At 64.1% G+C, this 18,581-nt stretch carries 15 protein-coding genes and 1 pseudogene; 14 read left to right on the top strand and 2 right to left on the bottom strand.

What is annotated here, in order from left to right:
* Positions 1-32 precede the first annotated feature (32 nt).
* The 11 genes from FX984_RS25480 to FX984_RS25430 all read left to right on the top strand — a co-directional run bounded on the left by FX984_RS25480 (position 33) and on the right by FX984_RS25430 (position 12,468).
* Entirely contained in the window at positions 33-1,373 is a 1,341-nt protein-coding gene (locus FX984_RS25480; RefSeq protein WP_027604649.1) for an MFS transporter, read from the top strand.
* Between the two features lie 10 nt (positions 1,374-1,383).
* Positions 1,384-2,145 carry an SDR family NAD(P)-dependent oxidoreductase gene (locus FX984_RS25475; protein ID WP_027604648.1) on the top strand — a complete coding sequence of 254 codons (762 nt, stop codon included), beginning with the start codon at positions 1,384-1,386 and terminating at the stop codon, positions 2,143-2,145.
* 77 nt (positions 2,146-2,222) lie between these two features.
* Positions 2,223-2,972 carry an SDR family NAD(P)-dependent oxidoreductase gene (locus FX984_RS25470; RefSeq protein ID WP_027604647.1) on the top strand — a complete coding sequence of 250 codons (750 nt, stop codon included), beginning with the start codon at positions 2,223-2,225 and terminating at the stop codon, positions 2,970-2,972.
* A gap of 13 nt (positions 2,973-2,985) precedes the next feature.
* Entirely contained in the window at positions 2,986-3,285 is a 300-nt protein-coding gene (locus FX984_RS25465) for a hypothetical protein (protein ID WP_146475977.1), read from the top strand.
* Positions 3,282-4,256 (top strand): CobW family GTP-binding protein, encoded by a 975-nt coding sequence (locus tag FX984_RS25460; protein ID WP_092356258.1) that lies wholly within the window; start codon positions 3,282-3,284, stop codon positions 4,254-4,256. The genes FX984_RS25465 and FX984_RS25460 overlap by 4 nt, the downstream gene beginning before the upstream one ends.
* Positions 4,253-5,425, top strand: coding sequence for an ABC transporter substrate-binding protein (locus tag FX984_RS25455; RefSeq protein WP_065926582.1), 1,173 nt, complete (start codon positions 4,253-4,255; stop codon positions 5,423-5,425). Before FX984_RS25460 ends, FX984_RS25455 begins: the two co-directional genes overlap by 4 nt.
* Before the next feature lie 213 nt (positions 5,426-5,638).
* Positions 5,639-7,975 (top strand): putative bifunctional diguanylate cyclase/phosphodiesterase, encoded by a 2,337-nt coding sequence (locus tag FX984_RS25450; RefSeq protein WP_098480324.1) that lies wholly within the window; start codon positions 5,639-5,641, stop codon positions 7,973-7,975.
* A gap of 197 nt (positions 7,976-8,172) precedes the next feature.
* Positions 8,173-8,850, top strand: coding sequence for a methylamine utilization protein (locus tag FX984_RS25445; RefSeq protein WP_098480323.1), 678 nt, complete (start codon positions 8,173-8,175; stop codon positions 8,848-8,850).
* Positions 8,834-11,182: a putative bifunctional diguanylate cyclase/phosphodiesterase gene (locus FX984_RS25440; protein WP_098480322.1), complete on the top strand. Its 2,349-nt coding sequence runs from the start codon at positions 8,834-8,836 to the stop codon at positions 11,180-11,182. The genes FX984_RS25445 and FX984_RS25440 overlap by 17 nt, the downstream gene beginning before the upstream one ends.
* Complete coding sequence (locus FX984_RS25435; protein ID WP_169899452.1) at positions 11,183-12,049, top strand: DUF3034 family protein; 867 nt, start codon at positions 11,183-11,185, stop codon at positions 12,047-12,049.
* Positions 12,049-12,468 carry a group I truncated hemoglobin gene (locus FX984_RS25430; protein WP_098480321.1) on the top strand — a complete coding sequence of 140 codons (420 nt, stop codon included), beginning with the start codon at positions 12,049-12,051 and terminating at the stop codon, positions 12,466-12,468. Before FX984_RS25435 ends, FX984_RS25430 begins: the two co-directional genes overlap by 1 nt.
* A 96-nt stretch (positions 12,469-12,564) precedes the next feature.
* On the opposite strand, the gene FX984_RS25425 is transcribed toward FX984_RS25430, so the two are convergent.
* Positions 12,565-14,982: a glucose/quinate/shikimate family membrane-bound PQQ-dependent dehydrogenase gene (locus FX984_RS25425; RefSeq protein WP_092356264.1), complete on the bottom strand. Its 2,418-nt coding sequence runs from the start codon at positions 14,980-14,982 to the stop codon at positions 12,565-12,567.
* A gap of 380 nt (positions 14,983-15,362) precedes the next feature.
* Positions 15,363-17,381 (bottom strand): TonB-dependent receptor, encoded by a 2,019-nt coding sequence (locus FX984_RS25420; RefSeq protein WP_146475975.1) that lies wholly within the window; start codon positions 17,379-17,381, stop codon positions 15,363-15,365.
* Between the two features lie 149 nt (positions 17,382-17,530).
* Here FX984_RS25420 and FX984_RS25415 point away from each other — a divergent pair, with 149 nt between their 5' ends.
* From FX984_RS25415 to FX984_RS32825, 3 genes and pseudogenes are all read left to right on the top strand, one after another.
* Entirely contained in the window at positions 17,531-17,764 is a 234-nt protein-coding gene (locus tag FX984_RS25415) for a VF530 family protein (RefSeq protein ID WP_027604640.1), read from the top strand.
* Between the two features lie 4 nt (positions 17,765-17,768).
* Entirely contained in the window at positions 17,769-18,395 is a 627-nt protein-coding gene (locus tag FX984_RS25410) for a Pr6Pr family membrane protein (protein WP_146475973.1), read from the top strand.
* Positions 18,395-18,576, top strand: a pseudogene (locus FX984_RS32825) (fimbrial protein); the annotation flags it as partial. The gene FX984_RS25410 and the pseudogene FX984_RS32825, both read left to right, overlap by 1 nt.
* Positions 18,577-18,581: the final 5 nt, after the last annotated feature.

Here is an 18,581-nt window from a genome sequence, read left to right as displayed (position 1 = left end):
CCCAAGCAGCCCCCACCTCCCGAGGCGCGATTATGTCCATCTACAACAAGCTTGACCTGACTGGCTGGAAACCCCGGCAACTGACGTCCCAGGAAGTGCGCTTCGCCACCTGGATCGCGTTTTTCGCCTGGGTGTTTGCGGTGTACGACTTCATCCTGTTCGGCACCTTGCTGCCGGAGATCGGCCGACACTTCGGCTGGGGTGAAGTGGAGCAGGCTGAAATCGCGACCTGGGTGGCGGTGGGTACCGCCGTGGTCGCCTTGGCCATCGGGCCGATCGTCGACAAGCTGGGGCGGCGCAAAGGGATTATTTTCACCGTGGCCGGTTCCGCCCTGTGCTCGGCGCTGACCGCCATTGGCGGCGCGTGGGGCAAGTCGCCGCTGATTCTGATCCGTTCGCTGGGCGGCCTGGGGTATGCCGAAGAAACCGTTAACGCCACCTATTTGACCGAGCTGTATGGCGCCTCGGAAGACCCGCGCCTGACCAAGCGTCGCGGCTTCATCTACAGTCTGGTGCAGGGCGGCTGGCCGGTCGGCGCGTTGATTGCCGCCGGCTTGACCGCGCTGTTGCTGCCGATCATCGGCTGGCAGGGTTGCTTTATCTTCGCCGCGATCCCGGCCATTGTCATCGCGATCATGGCGCGCAAGCTCAAGGAGAGCCCGCAGTTCCAGATCCACCAGCGCATCAGCCAACTGCGTAAAAGCGGCGCGGTGAAAGAAGCACAAAACGTTGCCGTGACCTACGGCGTGGACTACGACGAACACAGCAAGGCCGGCCTCAAGGCGGCCTTCCGTGGCCCGGCCCGTCGAGCCACCCTGGTGATCGGCGCTGCGCTGCTGCTCAACTGGGCAGCGATCCAGGTGTTCAGTGTGCTCGGCACCTCGGTGATCGTCAGCGTGCACCACATCTCGTTCGAGAACTCGCTGATCATCCTCGTGCTGTCCAACCTGGTGGGTTACTGCGGCTACCTCAGCCACGGCTGGATGGGCGACAAGATCGGCCGCCGCAATGTGATCGGCCTGGGTTGGATGCTTGGCGGCCTGGCGTTTGCCGGCATGCTGTTTGGCCCGAGCAACATGCCGATGGTGGTCGGGTTGTACAGCCTGGGCCTGTTCTTCCTGATCGGGCCGTACTCGGCGGCACTGTTCTTTATCAGTGAAAGCTTTCCCACCAGCATCCGCGCCACCGGCGGCGCGATCATCCATGCCATGGGCCCGATTGGTGCCGTGGTCGCGGGCTTTGGTGCGACCCAGGTGTTGTCCGCCGGCAGTGACTGGCAGACCGCCGCGCTGTGGTTCGGCGCGCTGCCATGCTTCTTGTCCGGCGCGCTGATGTTTGCCGCCCGCCATGTGCGTCCGGAAACCGTTCAGTAAGGAGAATGTGATGAGCCGTAAAGTTGCCCTGATTACCGGTGCCGCCAGTGGCATCGGCCAAGCCCTCGCCGTGGCCTATGCCCGCAGCGGCGTGGCGGTGGTGGGCGGGTATTACCCGGCCGATCCCCACGACCCGGGCACCACCGTGTCGTGGGTGGAAGAGGCGGGGGGCGAGTGCCTGATGTTGCCGCTGGACGTGGGCGATACCGACTCGGTGGACGCCCTCGCCGAGCAGGCGGTACAGCATTTCGGCCGGCTGGATTACGCGGTGGCCAACGCCGGTTTGCTGCGCCGTGCGCCGCTGCTGGAAATGACCGACGAGTTATGGAACGAGATGCTCAATGTCGACCTGACCGGGGTGATGCGCACCTTCCGCGCGGCGACGCGGCATATGAACGAAGGCGGCGCGCTGGTGGCGATCTCCTCGATTGCCGGCGGCGTGTATGGCTGGCAGGACCACAGCCATTACGCGGCGGCCAAGGCCGGTGTGCCGGGGTTGTGCCGTTCGCTGGCGGTGGAACTGGCGCCCCTGGGCATCCGCTGCAATGCGGTAATCCCGGGGTTGATCGAGACGCCGCAGTCGCTGGATGCGAAGAACTCGCTGGGGCCGGAAGGTCTGGCAAAAGCGGCGCGAGCGATTCCGTTGGGGCGGGTAGGGCGCGCGGATGAAGTGGCGTCGCTGGTGCAGTTCTTGACCAGTGAAGCGTCGAGTTATTTGACCGGGCAGAGCATCGTCATCGACGGCGGCCTCACCGTGCGCTGGCCTGACTGACTGATGTACTCAATCCAAATGTGGGAGGGGGCAAGCCCCCTCCCACATTGGAAGTAAAATTTTTCAGGAGTTTTTGCATGAACCAACTGACCAACCGTCGGGCCGTGATCACCGGCGCCGGCAGCGGCATCGGTGCCGCCATCGCCCGCGCCTATGCCGTTGAAGGCGCGCGTCTGCTATTGGCCGACCGCCACGCCGCCAGCCTCGCCGAAACTGCGACCGCCTGCCGCCACCTGGGCGCCGAAGTGGTCGAGTGCGTGGCCGATGTGGGCACGGTCGAAGGCGCCCAGGCCAGTGTCGACCGTTGCGTCGAACATTTCGGCGGCATCGATATCCTGGTCAACAATGCCGGGATGCTCACCCAGGCGCGTTGCGTCGACCTGTCCATCGAGATGTGGAACGACATGCTGCGCGTCGACCTCACCAGTGTGTTCGTCGCCAGCCAGCGCGCCTTGCCGCATATGTTGGCGCAGCGTTGGGGGCGGATCATCAACGTGGCGTCGCAACTGGGCATCAAGGGCGGCGCCGAACTCACCCACTACGCGGCCGCCAAGGCCGGGGTCATCGGTTTTACCAAGTCCCTGGCCCTGGAAGTGGCCAAGGACAATGTGCTGGTCAACGCCATCGCCCCCGGGCCGATCGAGACGCCGTTAGTGGGCGGTATCAGCGACGATTGGAAGCGCGCCAAGGCCGCTGAATTGCCCTTGGGACGCTTCGGCCTGGCGGACGAGGTGGCGCCCACCGCCGTGCTGCTGGCCAGTGAACCGGGCGGCAACCTGTTCGTCGGCCAGACGCTGGGCCCGAACTCCGGCGATGTCATGCCATGAGCGGGGTGTAGCCATGTGCGGACTCTGCGGATTGCTCGGCGAAGACCTGCACTGGAGCGACCCCTTGGGTGATGAACTGCCCCGGCGCCGCGAACGCCTGCGCCGTATCGCCGCGATCAACCAAGTGCTGGCGGTGTTCCGGCTCAAGGTCGAAGACTTCCAGGGTGCGTCTTATCTGCTGGTGGGCGCCACCGGTAAACAGGCACTGGCGAGCGGCTTGGATCAACTGTGGCAGGCAACTGAAACCATGCTCGGCCGGCCGCTGGATCCCCTTGATCCGCGTCTGCTCGATCACTTGGAGTCAGCGCCATGAGCATGCCCCTGAATGTCATCACCGGCTTCCTCGGCAGCGGCAAGACCACCTTGCTCCAGCGCCTGCTGCAAGGCGAAAGCCTGGGCGATACCGCGTTGCTGATCAACGAGTTCGGCGATATCGGCATCGACCATCTGCTGGTGGAAGAGGTCGCGCCGGACACTGTGCTGCTGCCCAGCGGCTGCATTTGCTGCTCCATCCGTGGCGAGCTCAAGGACGCGTTGCTCGGCCTCTTGCAACGCCGCGAGCGTGGCGAAATTCCTGCGTTCAAACGGGTGATCCTCGAGACCACCGGCCTGGCCGACCCGGCCCCGATCCTCGCCACCTTGAACAACGACGTGCAACTGCGCGGGCGTTTTCATATCGGCCTGGTGGTGACGCTGGTCGACGCCAGCCACGCCGCGTTGCAGGAACGCCTGCACCCGGAATGGCTGGCCCAGGTCGCGGCGGCAGACCGTTTGCTGCTGAGCAAGACTGATCTTGTGGATGACTGCGAACCGCTGCGTGCGCACCTGCAAGCGCTCAACGCCGGTACGCCGGTCCTCGATACCCACGCCATCCACAGTGGCGACCAACTGTTGCTCGGCGAAGGCCTGCGCAGTGCCGAACCCGCCCTGGAAGTCAGCCGCTGGCAATTGCACCAGACCACCAGTGCCACCCACGGTACGGCCCAGGTGTGCAGTATGACCTTCGACCGGCCGCTGGACTGGGTCGGCTTCGGGGTGTGGTTGTCGATGCTGTTAAGATGCCACGGCGAACGAATCCTTCGCGTCAAAGGACTGCTCAACGTGAACGCCAGTAACGCCCCCATCGTCATTCATGGCGTGCAGCATTGCCTGCATGCCCCGGTCCATCTGCCTGCGTGGCCAGGCACCGAGCGGCAATCGCGCCTGGTGTTTATCCTGCGCGGTCTCGACCCAACGTTGCTGCGGCGTTCCTTTGAGGTGTTCTCACGGCGGTTCGCCGGATGATCACCTTACGGGTGCTCGGCACCTCAGTCACTTTGCTCGAATGCCTGCGGGTGCGCGCCGAACAGGAACTGGGGATTCGCCTGGTGTACCAGGTGCACGATGTGGAGCAGGCCCAGCGCATCGCAGTGATGCAGCCCGACAGCTATGACCTGTACGACCAATGGTTTCACAACGTCGACTTCGTGTGGCCGGCCCGGGCGATCCAGCCCATCGACACGCGGCGCATCGCGCTGTGGCACGAGATCAACGACCTGCCCAAGCGTGGTCGGCTGTCGCCCAACGACCGCCTGGGCAGCGGCAGCGTGCCCAGCGAGCGCCTGTTCGTGCAGCACGACGGCAGCCTCGGCAGCACCGTCACCGAGCGCATCAGCATGCTGCCCCTGACCCACAATGCCGACAGCTTCGCCTACCGCCCCGAGCGCCTGCCCGAGGGTTTTTGCCACGGTAACGAAAGCTGGGGCTGGCTGCTGGACCCGGCCTGGCGCGCCCGCACGGCGCTGCAGAGCGATGCTGCCATCGGCGCGCTGGATGCTGCGCTGGCGGTGCAGGGCGCGGGGCTGGCGCGCTTCAACGACATCGGCAATATGAGCATCGAAGAGATCGACGTGCTCGCCGATATTCTGGTGCGCAAGCAGAAGGAAGGGCATTTCGCCGCGTTCTGGTCCGACGATGAAGAGGCCGCGCAACTGATGCTCAGCCCGAGCATCGATATTCAGAGCCTGTGGTCGCCAACCCTGATGCGCCTGCACCGCGCCGGGGTGAAATACCGCCTGGCGGTCCCCCGCGAAGGCTATCGCGCCTGGTTCGGCGGCTTGTCATTGTCGCGCCATGCCCAGGGGCCGGTGCTGGACGCGGCCTACGCGTACCTCAATTGGTGGTTGTCCGGCTGGCCGGGCGCGGTGATGGCGCGCCAGGGTTACTACATCGGCAACCCGGCGCGCAGCCGTGATCACCTGAGCAGTGCCGAGTGGGATTACTGGTACGCCGGCAAGCCTGCACGGGAGGAGCTGCTCGGCAGTGATGGGTTGCCGTTGATCGATATCGGCGAGGTGCGCGATGGCGGCTCCTATGAGCAGCGCATGGGGCATATTGCGGTGTGGAACTCGGTCATGGATGAGCACAACTATCTGGTGCGGCGTTGGGGGGACTTCATGCGCGCGCGCAGCTGACAGGGAGGTATGGTCAAGCGGTTGTCGCCAATAAAATGACAGTAAAATCCCCGGTTTTATTCGGTGCGCTTCTGCTCTGTCCCAGCTAATCTGCTAAAACCAAATTTCCAGTCTGAATGGATGTTTTTTTGACGGCGGGTCAGAGCGCAAGGAATGCACATGACTAAGGGACGCAGCGGCAGCGAGCGGCGAACGCTGCCGGAGGGCACTGCCATGACATGGCGCCATACCTTTCAAACCCGCATTGCCGGGGTGTTGGCGCTGTTGCTGCTGGTGGTGGTCGCCGCCACCTATTTCGCCGTCAAGAGCGCCACCCGCCGTGCCGTGGAGAACCAGGCACAAGTCCAACTGAAAACCGGAACCCAGGTATTCGAGCGTCTGCTGGACCTGCGCGGGCGGCGCCTGCAATACGGGCTCGACTGGCTCGCCGGCGATGGTCCGTTCAAGCTGGCCGTGGCCGAGGGCAAGCCTGCGCCGATCCTGGCGGCACTGCGGCGCCACGGCACCGGCATCCGTTCCAGCGAAGTGTTTGTGCTGGGCCTGGATGGCAAGGTCATGGTCAGCACACTTCCTATCCTCACCCGCGGCCAGCCGTTCCCCTATGACGCCGCCTTGCGCCATGCGCGGCGCAGTGGCCTGCACATGGTGATCGTGGCCCTGGACGGGCGGCCTTACCTGCTGGTGCAGGATGAAGTGCGCGACCCGTTGCCCATCGCGCGCATCGTGATGGGCTTTGCCATGGACCAACTGTTCGCCTATGAACTGCGCTCCATGAGCAACCTGGAAGTGTCGTTTCTCAGTGTGCAGGACGGCACGCCCGGTCCGCTGTTCAGCACCCAGCCCGACGCGTACCGGGCCACCGCCCTCAGCCTGCTGCACGACGCTCCGCTCAACCCTGAGGCACAGATCCATGGGTTCCACGGTCAGCGCGTGCTCAGCCGCGTGCTTCCATTGGCCAATACCGGCGACGGCGATGACGTGCGTGTATTGCTGCAAAGCCCGCTGGACCATGCGCTGGAATCCTTTGCGCCGCTGGACCGGCAGTTTCTCGGGATTGCCCTGGCGGTGCTGCTGGTGTCGTTGGCCGGCGCGTTGTTCCTGGCGCGGCGGGTGTCGCGCCCGCTCAACGCCCTCGTGGAGGCGGCGGGGCGCATCGGCGCCGGTGATTACCGCACGCCGGTGCGGGTGCGCAGCCACGATGAGTTCGGTTTGCTGGCCCGCGCCTTCAACGCCATGCAAAGCGGCATCGCCGTGCGCGAACGGCAACTGGCCCATAACGCCCTGCATGATCCGCTCACTGGCCTGCCTAACCGAGCCCTGGCCATGGAACGCCTGGGCAGTGCGATCAGTGCCCGGCGGCCGGTAGTGCTGCTGTACCTGGGCATCGAGAACTACCGGGTGATCAACGAGGGCTTCGGTCCCGAGGGCGTGGATGAAATGCTGCGCGAAGCCAGCCGCTGCCTGTCCATGAGCCTGCTGGCCAGCGACACGGCGGCGCGCATCACCGGCAGCGAGTTCTTGCTGTTGCTGGAAAACACCGAGATCGACCGCGCCGTGGCCCGTGCCGACCGCCTCTACGCGCTGCTTACCGAGCCCCAGCGCATCGGCAATGATGAAGTGCGCCACGAGGTCAGCATCGGCATCGCCGCCTACCCCGCCGATGGCCAGCAGGTGGAAGAGTTGATCAGTCGCGCCGCCATCGCACGCCACGATGCGGCGACGCTGCCGGGCTATCTGCAGATCTACCAGCAGGACCGCGACCTCGCCCACCAGCGCCAGATCACCCTGATCCGCGACCTGCGCCGGGCCGTCGTCGAAGGCGAGTTGTACCTGTGCTACCAGCCCAAGCTCGACCTCAAGCATGGCGAGGTGTGCCAGGCCGAAGCCCTGCTGCGCTGGCAGCATCCCACCCTGGGGCTGGTGTCGCCCGCCGAGTTCATCCCCCTGGCCGAGCGCACCGGCAGCATGGGCGGCCTGACCCTGTGGGTGATCGAAGAAGCCATCCGCCAGATCGGCGAGTGGTCGCAGCGCGGCATGCACATTCAGCTGTCGGTGAACATCTCGGTGGATGACCTGGCCGATGACGACCTGGCGATCCGCGTCAGCACCTTGCTGATGCAGTACGGCGTGGCGGCCCGGCAGCTGATTTTCGAAATCACCGAAAGCGCGATCATGCACAACCCGCAGCAAGCCTTGAGCGTGCTGGAGCAACTGCGCGCCTGCGGCATCAGCCTGTCGGTGGATGACTTCGGCACCGGCTATTCCTCCCTGGCGCAACTGCAGCGCCTGCCGGTGCAGGAGTTGAAGATCGACCAATCCTTCGTGCGCAACCTCGACAGCACCAGCGGCGACGGCGTGATCGTGCGTTCGACCATCGAAATGAGCCACAACCTGGGGCTCAAGGTGGTGGCCGAAGGCGTGGAATTCGAGCCCAGCCTCAAGCTGCTCAAGCAGTGGAACTGCGATACGGCCCAGGGCTACCTGATCAGCCGGCCGCTCAATGCCATGGCGTTCGAGATGTGGATGCGGCGCGAGCGGCAGTTGGTCTAGAAAACGCGCCGGCGGACTACAGCTTTTTTGGCTGGCGTCGATAACCTCTACAGAGCTTGACCGGTTGCATAGTTTTTACCGACCAACGGTGATGCCTGCACGGGTGTTCAGTGATGGCGTTTTGCCTTATTTGCGGCATCATACTGTTCATTGGTTTTATTTTTTGCCAAGGCTGGCCGCTTTTTCCCGGATCCCCCATGGCCTCACTTGTTAACCTGTTACCGCGCGTTGCCTTGTTGCTGGCGGTGGCTTTCCCGGCCTCGGCGGCGACGCTCGAGGTGTTGATGCATCTGGCCGATGGCCGCCCGGTCGCCGATGCGGTGGTGACGTTGCAAGGTCCGGCCGGGGTGCCCACCGGCGTACCCAGGGCTGACATGGACCAGCGCGGCCAGCGTTTTGCCCCCCATGTGCTGGCGGTGCACACCGGTACCCAGGTGCGCTTTCCCAACAGCGACAATATTCGCCACCAGGTCTATTCCTTTTCCGCCGCCAAGCGTTTCGAACTGCGCCTCTACGAAGGCACGCCCACCGAGCCGCTGTTGTTCGACAAGCCCGGCGTGGTAGTGCTGGGCTGTAATATCCATGACTGGATGCTCGGCTACATCTACGTCACCGACGACCCCCGCTTCGGCGTCAGCGATGCCCAGGGCCGGGTGCGCCTGGAACAACTGCCGCCCGGTGATTACCACGCCACCCTGTGGCATCCGCAACTGGCGGATATGCAGCCCGTGGATGGCGGCACCCTGCACGTGCCCGCTGCGGGCCTGAGCCACCGTGTGGTCCTGAGCCTGGAGCCGGTTTCGGAAGACCTTCCGCCGACGCCTACCGCCTTTGGCGATGCCTTCAATCGAGCTGCCCGTGAAACTGCGCAATAGCTTCCAGGCGCGGGTCGCCTGCGTGCTGATCCTGCTGTCACTGGTGGTCATCGGCGCGGTGTATTTCAGCGTCAAGGCCGTGACCAGTTCGGCGGTGCGCGGCCAGGCCATGGCCCAGTTGGACGTCGGTTCGCGGGTGTTTGAACGCTTGCTGGATGTACGTGGCCGGCGCCTGGCCGATGGTGTGCAGCTGCTCGCCGCCGATTTCGGTTTTCGCGACGCAGTGGCCAGTGGCGATTCGGCGACGATGCGCTCGGTGCTGCTGAACCATGGCAAGCGCATCAACGCCAGCGACATGATCCTGCTCGGCATGGACGGCAAAGTCCTGGCCAGCACCCTCGACGAAGTGCCCGAAGGCTCGACGTTCCGCTACGACCAGGCACTGCGCGAAGCCCGGCGCAATCGCCAGGCCACGCTGATGGTGCCGTTGCAAGGCAAGCCGCACCTGCTGGTGGAAGCCTCGGTGCTGGCGCCTCTGCCGATTGCGCGGGTGGTGACGGGCTTCAGCATGGACGGCGCATTTGCCGAAGAGTTGCGCTCGTTGAGTAACCTGGAAGTGTCGTTCCTGGCGATCGATCATGGCCACCCCGGCGAATTGGTCAGCACCCAGCCCCAAGCACTGCATGGCAGCGTTATCGAACTGATGCAGGGCGACTCGCCGCGCCGTGGCGTGTCCACCACCGACCACGTCGAGCGCCGTTTCCTCAGCCAATCACTGGTGTTGGCCAGCGATGAGAACGGCAAGGTCCTGGCCCTGCTGCAGAGCCCGCTGGATGCGGCGATGCAGGCCTTTATTCCGTTGGATGAAAAGATCCTCGGCATTGCGCTGGTGGCGCTGATGGCCTCGTTGCTCGGTGCCTTGCTGCTGGCCCGCACCGTGTCGCGGCCGGTCCAGGCGCTGGCGCTGGCGGCCGAACGCATCGGCCAGGGCGACTACCAGACGCCGGTGGTGCTCAAGCGCAGCGATGAGCTGGGCCGTCTGGCTTACGCGGTCAACGCCATGCAAAGCGGCATCGCCGAGCGCGAGCGACAGCTGGCACATAACGCCCTGCACGATCGCCTCACTGGCCTGCCGAACCGTGCGCTGGCCATGGAGCGCCTGGGCAGTGCGATTGCCCTGCAACGACCGATGGCGTTGATCTACCTGGGCATCGATAACCTGCGCGCCGCCAGCGAAACCGCCGGGCCGGAGGCCGTGGACCAATTGCTGCTCAACGTGAGCAATCGCCTGCAAGCCACCTTGCGCGCCGGCGATACCCTGGCGCACCTGATCGCCGATGAATTCCTGCTGCTGCTCGAAGGGGCGGGCAGTGAGGAGGCGGTAGGCCTGGCCGACAAGCTGCAACAACTGTTGCTGCGGCCCCAGCGTATCAACGGCCATGACCTGGCGCTGGACTGCCGCCTGGGCATCGCCGCCTTCCCGGCCGATGGCGACAGTGCCCACACCTTGCTTGAGCGCGCGGCGATCGCCATGAAAGACGCCACGCAAATGCCCGGCCGTCTGCATGTCTATGAACACGGTCGCGACTTGGCGCACCGTCGGCAAATTACCTTGATCCGCGACCTGCGCCACGCGCCCGGCCAAGGCCAACTGCTGCTGCATTACCAGCCTAAGCTGGACATTCGCCAAGGCCATGTGCGCCAGGCCGAAGCGTTGTTGCGCTGGCAGCATCCGCAGTTCGGGATGGTCTCGCCGGCAGAATTCATTCCCCTGGCCGAGCGCTCCGGCAGTATCCGCTTGCTGACCCAATGGGTGATCGAGGAGGGCATTCGCCAGTTGTGCGAGTGGAACCGGCGTGGGCTGTATCTGCAGCTGTCGCTGAATATCTCGGCGGACGACTTGCTTGGCGATGAACTGGCGCACCAGGTCTCGGCGTTGCTGCGGCGTTATGGCTTGCCCGCAGAACAACTGGTGTTCGAGATCACCGAGAGCGCGGTGATGCGCGAGCCGGAAAAAGCCCTCAAGGTCCTGCACCTGCTGCGCGACTGCGGCATCAGCCTGTCGGTGGATGACTTCGGCACGGGTTACTCGTCGCTGGCGCACCTCAAGCGCCTGCCGGTACAGGAGTTGAAGATCGACCAATCCTTCGTGCGTAACCTCGATGAAACCAGTGAAGACGCGGTGATCGTGCGCTCCACCATCGAGATGAGCCATAACCTGGGCCTCAAGGTCGTCGCCGAGGGCGTCGAGTACGTCCACAGCCTGCGCCTGCTGGAGCGCTGGCAGTGCGATACGGCCCAGGGTTACCTGATCAGTCGGCCCTTGAGTGCCGACGCTTTCGAAGCCTGGGTGGCGTTGCCCCTCGGCGTGCAGACTTCCCTGGTGCATTGAATGGCTGACGTGCGACGTTCTCTCTTGATCGGCTGCCTGGCCGCCCTGACCGTGCAAACGACCCTGGCCGATAACGGTCGCCTGATCGCTACGGGCGGTGCCAGCAGTATCGAGGGCACGGCGGGCGGCGGTATCACGCCGTGGGCGGTGCTGGCCGGCTATGGCGAGCAGCACGAATGGGGCGCCACGGCGTTCGCGACAACGGTCGACCTGCCGGACTATCGCCTTGATGTGGCGGGGCTGGCGCTGGCCTATGACAACCGGGTCGAGCTGTCTTTCGCCCGCCAGCGCTTCGACCTCGGCACGCTGGTGCACAGGCTCAACCTGCCCGAGGACACGCTCGGCCAGGACGTGCTCGGGCTCAAGGTGCGGCTGTTCGGCGATGTGATCTACGACCGCTTGCCCCAGGTCGCGCTGGGCCTGGAATACAAGCACCAGACCCATTTTGATATTCCCAGCCTGGTCGGTGCCAGGCGTGACAGTGATGTCGAAGGCTACCTGGCTGCCAGCCGCCTGTTCATGGGCGCGGCGTTTGGCTACAACGTGCTGGTCAACGCCAGCCTGCGCTACAGCCGAGCCAATGAAACCGGCCTGCTCGGTTTTGGCGGTGATCGTCGTGACAGCCGCAGCCTGCTCAAGGAAGGCTCCGTGGCGCTGCTGCTCAACCCGCGCTGGGCGGTGGGCGTGGAGTATCGCGAGAAGCCCGACAATCTTTCGTTTGCCGGTGAAAGCGACTGGGCGGACCTGTTCATTGGCTACTTCCCCAACAAGCACGTGTCCTTCGTGTTGGCCTACGCGCGCCTCGGGGAGATCGCCACGCTGGATAACCAGAACGGCACCTACTTGTCTGTGCAGGGGAGTTTCTGATGCGCCTGTTACCCGTATGCCTGGCGTTGTTGCTCAGCGCCTGTGCCCAGCAACCGCCCAGGGACGACAGCCTGTATCGCGACCTTGGCGCCATGCCCGGCATTACCCGCATCGTCGAAGGCATGCTGCTCAACATTGCCCGCGATGAACGCATTGTCGAGCGCTTCCGGCGCATCGATATCCAGCGCCTGCGTAACAAGTTGATCGAACAGTTCTGCGTGGAAGCGGGTGGGCCGTGCACCTACACCGGCGACAGCATGGCCGAGAGCCACAAGGGCCAGAACCTCAGCCGCAGTGACTTCAACGCATTGGTGGAGGATTTGATCAAGGCGATGGACAGCGAAGGGATCGCAGTACCGGTGCAGAATCGCTTGATCGCGCGCCTGGCGGCAATGCGTGGCGAAGTGATCGAACACTGATCCCGGCCAGCCCCCTCCCACAGTGAATCCTGCTCCCCCCATGAAAAAGGCGGCTACCTGTGAGGGGAGCCGCCTTGGTTTTGCCGCCGATACAGCTTAATCCGGCAGTTTGAACGCCATCACGTAGTCACCCTGCTTGGTCCCCAGGGAACCATGACCACCCGCCATGACCAGCACGTACTGCTTGCCGTCCTTGCCGGTGTAGGTCATCGGGGTGGTTTGCGCGCCGGCGGGCAGGCGGCCTTCCCACAACTGCTTGCCGTTTTTCACGTCGTAGGCCCGCAGGTACTGGTCGAGGGTACCGCTGAGGAACGACACGCCACCGGCGGTGGTGAAGGTGCCGCCCAGGCTCGGTACGCCCATGGTCAGGGGAACCGGGACCGGCGAGCTGTCACGCACGGTACCGTTCTTGTGCATCCAGATAGTCTGGTGGGTGGTCAGGTCGACCGCGGCCACGTAACCCCACGCCGGTGCCTGGCACGGCAGGCCCAGGGGCGACAGCAGTGCTTCGAGGATCACGCCGTACGGCGCGCCTTTGTTCGGCTGCACGCCCTGGGTTTCGCTGACGCGCGGGCCTTGCTTGGCGATATCGGCCGCCGGGATCAGCTTGGATTTGAACGCCATGTAGCTCGGGTTCACGAAAGCGATCTGGCGTACCGGGTCGACGGAAATGCCGCCCCAGTCGAACACGCCGAAGTTACCTGGGTAAACGATCGAACCTTGCAGCGAGGGCGGGGTGAACGGGCCGTCGTAGCGCATGGATTTGAAATCGATGCGGCACAGCATCTGGTCGAACGGCGTCACGCCCCACATGTCACGCTCCTTGAGGGGCGGTGGCATGAAGTTCAGCTCGGACTTCGGCTGGGTCGGGGAAGTACGGTCGCCCGCGACAGCGCCCTGGGGCACGGCCACTTCGTGGATCGGCACCACCGGCTGGCCGGTGGCGCGGTCCAGCACGTAGATGCTGCCTTGCTTGGTCGACGCCATCACCGCCTGCTTCACGCCGGCTTCGGTCTTGATGTCGATCAGCGACGGCTGGCCGCCGACGTCCATGTCCCACAGGTCATGGTGAGTGAACTGGAAGGTCCACTTCACGTGGCCGCTGTCGATGTCCAGGGCAGTCAGGCCCGCAGCGTATTTCTCGGAATCGTCGGTACGGTCGCCGCCGTACTGGTCGGGCATCTGGTTGCCCATCGGCAGGTAGAGCATGCCGAGTTTTTCATCCACGGCGAACATGGACCACATGTTCGGCGAGTTGCGGGTGTAGGTCTTGCCTTCGGCCAACGGGGTGGTGTCGTCCGGGTTGCCGCTGTCCCAGTTCCACACCAGCTTGCCGGTGTGCACGTCGAACGCGCGGATCACGCCGCTGGGCTCGTCGGTGGAGACGTTATCGGTGACGTGGCCACCGATCACCACCAGGTTTTTGGTCACGGCCGGTGGCGAAGTGGAGTAGTAACCGCCTGGGGCGAAGCTGCCGATGTTGGCACGCAGGTCGACCTGGCCTTTGTCACCGAAGTCTTCGCACATCTTGCCGGTGTCGGCGTTCAGGGCGATCAGGCGGGTGTCGGCGGTCGGCACGAAGATGCGTTTCGGGCAGGCATTCGGCGCGGCGGCCGGGCTGGCGCTGCCGGTCGGGCTCTGCTCGGAAGCGTAGGCGGCGTCATCGTGATACGACACGCCACGGCAGGTCATGTGCGCCCAACCCTTGAAGTTCTCGGCACCCTGGCTGCTGATCTTCGGATCGAAGCGCCAGATTTCCTTGCCGGTGTCCGGGTCCAGCGCAATCACCTGGCTGTGCGGCGTGCACACGTAGAGCATGCCGTTGACTTTCAGCGGGGTGTTTTCCGCGGTGGTTTCGCCTGGATCGTTCGGGCCGGGGATGTCGCCGGTGCGATAGGTCCACGCCGGTACCAGCTTGTGCGCGTTTTCCGGAGTGATCTGCGCCAACGGCGAGTAACGATCACCGTAGGCCGAGCGGCCGTAGGAGTTCCAGTCGCCATCGGCCTGGGACGGTGCAGCGCTGGCCATGCCCGGTACCGCGTCGCGGTCCAGTTGGCCGGTCTTGACCATTTCACCGGGGTTGGTGAATTGGCTGGCCAGGGCGGTTGCACCGGCCAGCACCACGGCCACGCTCAGCGCGCCAGTGCCCAGCGGGGCAGGTTGGCCGCGCAGCAACGGACGGCGAAACCACGGGAGCAGCATGACGATGCCCAGGGCGAACAGCAGCGCCAGGCGCGGCACCAGCTGCCACCAATCCAGGCCGACTTCCCACAGGGCCCATACGGTGCTGGCGAACAGCACCAGCGCGTACAGGCCCAGCGCGGCGCGGCGGGTGGCCAGCAGCAGCAGGCCGGTCAGGGTGATGCCGATACCGGCCAGCAGGTAGTACAGCGATCCGCCGAGCAGGCTCAGCTTGACGCCGCCGGCCAGCAAGGCCAGGCCCATGATCAGCAGCAAGACGCCTAGCAGCCTCGGCAGCAGGCGGCTCGGACGTGAAGCACCGTCAGTGCTCATAGTTGTGTTTCTCCGTTACGTTGGAATTATGTATCCCCGTGTTTCTTCACTGTAGATGACGATTCGACACGGGCTTGGTTCAGCGTTAATTACGTTTTTCTGTGGATAACGGACTTATCCACAGGTGGGCGATTTATTCCCGTGCGCAGGTCGGCGTAAGACAGCGCTGTCTTGGCGGGTAGGAATAATCAGCAAAGTGGGGTCGGCCGGGGGAGTGAAACGTTTCAGGTTATTGCCGACAAGGATAAAGCGCTGGCGCACCAAGAGAAAGCACGAATCGCAAGATGCATCATTTCAGATTTGGTAACAGTGACAGATCGTCGCTGCCCAATAACGGTGGGAGGGGGTAAGCCTCCTCCCACAGGGGCATTTCAGTGTGTTTAGAAGGTAGTGCGGATGCCCAATTGCACGCTGCGCCCCGGTGCCGGCGCGATATCGCGCAGGATCGAGCTGGCGTAGCGCACGGTCTGGTTGGTCAGGTTTTCACCGTTCACAAACGCCAGCCATTGGCTGCCGCCGACGTTGAAGCGATAGCCCGCGCTCGCGCCCAGGGTGGTGTAGCCATCGGTACCGCTCTCGTTATCCGGCACACGCCCTTGCCCGGCCGCGTGCTCGACGTCGATGCGCGCCTGCCAGCGGTCCAGTTCCCACAGCAGGCCGCTGTTCAAGCGCAGCGGCGCGATGCGTGGCAAGGCTTCGCCGGTGTCCAGGTTGGTGGCGCGGGTGTAGTCGCCTGACAGCTCCAGCGCGAACTTGCCGTAGGCGCCTTCGCCGAGCTTCCAGTGATCCTGGGCCTCGAAGCCGGCGAAACGTGCGCGCACACCGGAGTATTCGTACTCGGGGATTCCGCCAGCGTCTTCTTCGCCTTCGTCGTTCAGCGTACGACCGGTGCCCAGCAAACCGATGTAATTGGAGAAGTGGCTGTAGAACACGCCGAAGCTGCCCTTGTGGGTGCCGGTGTCAAAGCGCAGGGCCAGGTCGCTGGACACGGCTTTCTCTTTCTTCAGGTTGGCGTCGCCCAACTCATAGGTGCCGGTGGCGACGTGGGCACCGTTGGCGTACAGCTCGTAGAAGGTCGGTGCGCGCTCGGTGTAGCCCAGGGTCGCGGCCACGGACCAGATCGGCGTGAGGGTATACACCGCGCCCGACGACAGGCTGCCGGCGGTGAAGTGGTTGCTCCTGTCGGCGCCGGCGAAGCGTTCGTTGCCCTTGGCGTCGGGGTCGACGCGGGTGTGTTCCAGGCGCCCGCCGAGGCTGAGTTTCAGGCGGTCGGTGGCTTGCATTTCTTCGAGGATAAACAGCGCGCCGGCGTTGGTGTCGGTCTGCGGCACGAAGGCTTCTTCGCCCAAGGCCGAGAACTCGTTGCGCGTCACCTGCGCACCGACCACGCCGTCGAATGGGCCGAGCGGCTGGTGACGGGCTTCGACGCGGGCTTCGTAGCCCTTGTTCTTGAAGACCGTACCGGTTTCGCCGCCTTCGATTTCGCGGTGCTCGTAGTCGGTGTAGCCGGCGTCGACCTTGACCGAGGTAAACGGGCCTTGCAGGTTGCGGATTTCGGACGCGAACCCGTAGTGATCCTGCTGCATGCGGATGCGCACATCCTGCTCGGCCGGGGAGCCGTAGTTGCTGTCGTAGTTGCTGTAGGACAGCCCGGCGTAACCGTCGTCCCAGGTGTAGGAGCCGCCTACCGCGCCGCCGTCCTGGCGTCCGTCGCTGTTGCCCAGGCGGCCGTTCTTGCCGGTTGCGTCATCGCTGTCCGGGGCGTGGCGGCTGCGGGCCTGGCCGGGGATTTTCAGGTCGTTGAATTCCCGCGCGTTGGCATCCAGGTGCAAGGCGAAGGTGCCATTGCCGGCTTCCAGCTTGCCCGCACTGCTGCGCGTGGTGTCGGCGCCGCCGTAACGCAGTTCACCGGCGCCGTGGATGCCCTCGATGGCTTCGGTGGGGATGCGGTTGTCGAAGGTGTTGACCACGCCACCGATGGCGCTGCCGCCATACAACAGCGCTGCCGGGCCGCGTACGATTTCAATGCGTTCGACATTCACCGGGTCCAGCGGTACCGCATGGTCGTAGGACAGTGACGAGGCATCCAACGCCCCCACGCCATTGCGCAGGATACGAATGCGGTCGCCGTCCTGGCCACGGATGATCGGCCGGCTGGCGCCCGGGCCAAAGTACGAAGACGACACGCCCGGCTGCTTGTTCAGGGTTTCGCCGAGGCTGCCTTTTTGTTGCAGGGTCAGCTCATCACCCTCCAGCACGGTGGTCGGCGAGGCGAGTTGCTCGCTGCCCAGCGGGTTGCCGGTGATGACTTGGGGTTGCAGTTCCAGGGCGTGGGCTTCCGAGCTGATCAACAGGGCGGCGGCGAGCGGCGACAAGCGCCACAGGGAGGAGAGGGACATCGGACATTCCTTGGCAAAACGACGAAAAGACTTGAGACGTATAGTTATAATATAACATCTCTTTTTCGCCGAGGGCGGGAACTTTTTTTACCTGCCAGGGCGGAGTGATAAGGTGTGCGCCTTCGTGAACACTTTTTCATAGGCCCGGCATGACCGCGACAAACAACGACCCCCTCCACGGCGTGACCCTGCAACACGTCCTCACCACCCTGGTGGAACACTACGAATGGGCAGGCCTGGCCGAACGCATTGATATCCGTTGCTTCAAGAGCGACCCGAGCATCAAGTCGAGCCTGACCTTCCTGCGCAAGACCCCATGGGCGCGGGAGAAGGTCGAAGGCTTGTACGTCAAGCTGATGCGCACCAAACGCCCGCTGGATTGACCTCATGAAGCGGTATGTGGCGGCAGCGGCGCTGACCGGTTGGGTGGGCCTGGCGATTCAGCAATACCTGATTTTCTATTCGCGCTGGGAGTCCGGCGCCAGCCTGCTCGGTGGGTTGATCAACTTCTTCAGTTTCTTCACGGTGCTGACCAATACCCTGGCAGCGGTGGTGCTGAGCTATGCGTGGGTGAAGCGCGATTCTGCAGCCAGGCGGTTTTTCCTCACCCCCGGTGTCAGCAGCGGCATCGCCGTCAGCATCGTGGTGGTGGGCCTGGCCTACAGCCTGTTGCTGCGGCATCTGTGGCATCCCGAAGGTTTTCAATGGATCGCTGATGAGCTGCTGCACGACGTGATGCCGCTGCTGTTCGTGCTGTACTGGTGGCGCTGCGTGCCCAAGGGCCAGTTGCGCCTCAAGCACATTGGCCTGTGGGTCATCTACCCGTTGGTGTACTTCGGCTATGTGCTGCTGCGTGGGGATTTGCTCGGGCAGTACCAGTACCCGTTCATCGATGTCGGCACCCTGGGTTATCCACATGTGTTTGTGAATGCCGGGGGGATCCTGCTGGGGTTCGTGCTGGTTGCCCTGGCGGCGGTCGGCCTGGACAGGACCTTGAAATCACCCCGAATTTAACCTGCACGATCAACATAACAACCCGATCGATATCAACATTCGGCAATGTGCACCAAAGAGCAATAGGTACCGATCCGCCGACACGATCCACCGCAGCAACCGCCGGCTCACCTATTCATGCCCGGACGGTGGGATCACCATCACCTGCAAAGGTACTGCCTCGTCGTTCGATACGCGCCTGCCGCT

It is taken from the genome of Pseudomonas marginalis, assembly GCF_008692035.1.
GTDB classification, from domain to species: domain Bacteria; phylum Pseudomonadota; class Gammaproteobacteria; order Pseudomonadales; family Pseudomonadaceae; genus Aquipseudomonas; species Aquipseudomonas marginalis.
The sequence above is the reverse complement of the archived record's forward strand: the minus strand, read 5'-3'. Positions and strand labels throughout refer to the sequence as shown.